Consider the following 1,849-nt stretch of genomic DNA (forward strand, 5'->3'; position numbering starts at 1 on the left):
AAATAGTTGAACTGGAACTGTAGTTAATAAGAAGAAGTCAGGTGGCAGGTAAAGAGCTGCACGGATACAAGCAACTGGAATTATCATTATGCAAAAAGAATTAAGAAAAGTACTTCTCATCTCTCTGGGACTGAGCATTTTTGTTGTGCTGCTCACACTGTCCCTGCCCTTCAACATGATCCTGCTCATACGCTGGGTCATCCCCAGCGAAAGCCCATCCAGCATCCCGGTGATCGCCTCTGCAGCACTGGCCGGCCTGCTGTTCATGATGATCTTCGATGTACTTCGGTTTGCCCTCTTACGCCGCTTTTCCCTTTACCTGAATCACAATCTGGGGGAAAAGATACTTCTCAGGATGTACAAAGAAAAGACCCAGGGACAGAAAGGAGATGCTTCCGCAGCCCTGAGTGATCTGTCCAGGGTCAGGGGCTTTCTAAATTCGCCTACATCCACTGCATTTCTGGATGCGCTTATCTCCCCTCTTCTACTACTGATAGTATTTTACATCAGTCCGTTGATGGGCTTTCTGGCTGTAATCTGCATCCTGATCATTGTGGGTACCAAGCTGGCTACCCGCAAATCCACCCGGGAACTTCTACGCAGCTCTAACCAGCGCTTTGCCCAGGCCAACGCCTTTGCCCAGGAATGCATGAACAACTCCCAGACGGTGCAGGCCATGGGTATGCAGCCAAAACTGGCCCGGCGCTGGCGGGCCATGCAGGATGAGATGGTCCGGGACCAGACCGAGGCCAGTGAAAAGGCCGGAGTGCATTCGGCCGTTTCCAAGTCCATGGGCTGGATCATGCAGGTGTTGCTCATGGGGGTGGGCTTTTCCATGATCTTGACCGGCGAACTGGACAGCGCCTTTGTGATTATCGCCGTAATAATAGCCGGACGGGTAATTATGCCCATGCAGATGATGGTCAATGGATGGGAGGAGTATCAGAATGCCAAGGATGCATTTCTCCGGCTGAAAGACTATCTTGCCGGGCTGGAGGAAAAAGAAAAGGAAGCCAGTCTGGAACTGCCTGCACCACAGGGGCATCTCAAGGCCGAATCCCTGGTCTACGGCCAGGGGGGAAAGCCCATCATCAAAGGAATATCTTTTGATCTGCAGGCCGGGCAGACCCTGGGACTCATCGGTCCCAGCGGAGCAGGAAAAACCACCCTGGCCCGTCTCCTGACCGGAGCAGTAAAGCCCCAGAACGGAATCCTGCGCTTAGACGGCGCGGACATGCACCAGTGGGAACAGGAACAGCTGGGCCCGCATATCGGTTACCTGCCCCAGGAAGTGGAGCTTTTCGCCGGAACAATCGCCCAGAACATCTCCAGATTTCAAAACGCAGACCTGGATCAGCTCCGGGAAGCAGCCCATCAAGCCGGGATAGACCAGATAATTGAAAGCATGCCTGAGGGCTATGAAACCATGCTGGAGGAGCGCGGTCTGAACATGCCGGGGGGGCTGCGCCAGAGAATCGGCCTGGCCCGGGCTGTATTCGGAGATCCCAGCATACTGATTCTGGATGAACCGGATGCCAGCCTGGACCGGGAAGGACTGGAAGCCCTCAAAGAGATACTCAAGCAGGCCCGCGAAGAAGGCAAAACTGTCATACTGGTTACCCATAGACCGCAGCTTTTGCAGTACACGCACCAGCTTCTGATGCTCAAAAACGGGCAGGTGGCCATGTATGGACCGAGCAAGAAGGTGCTGCAGAAGCTGCTTCCGGCTAAGTGAGACGTTTGGACGTATGGGCGTTTGGGCGTATGGGAGTATGGGAGTAGGGGCGTATGGGAGTATGGGAGTAGGGGCGTATGGGAGTGTGGGAGTGAAGACGTGTGGACGTATGGG

The 1,849-nt window shown here is 54.3% G+C and carries 1 protein-coding gene; it reads left to right on the forward strand.

All coding sequences use genetic code 11. The features are described 5' to 3' along the window. Positions 1–88: 88 nt before the first annotated feature. Positions 89–1,735 carry a type I secretion system permease/ATPase gene (locus D5S03_RS03630; RefSeq protein WP_287042703.1) on the forward strand — a complete coding sequence of 549 codons (1,647 nt, stop codon included), beginning with the start codon at positions 89–91 and terminating at the stop codon, positions 1,733–1,735. Positions 1,736–1,849 lie beyond the last annotated feature (114 nt).

The sequence above is a fragment of the Desulfonatronospira sp. MSAO_Bac3 genome (assembly GCF_003838035.1).
Lineage (GTDB): Bacteria > Desulfobacterota > Desulfovibrionia > Desulfovibrionales > Desulfonatronovibrionaceae > Desulfonatronospira > Desulfonatronospira thiodismutans.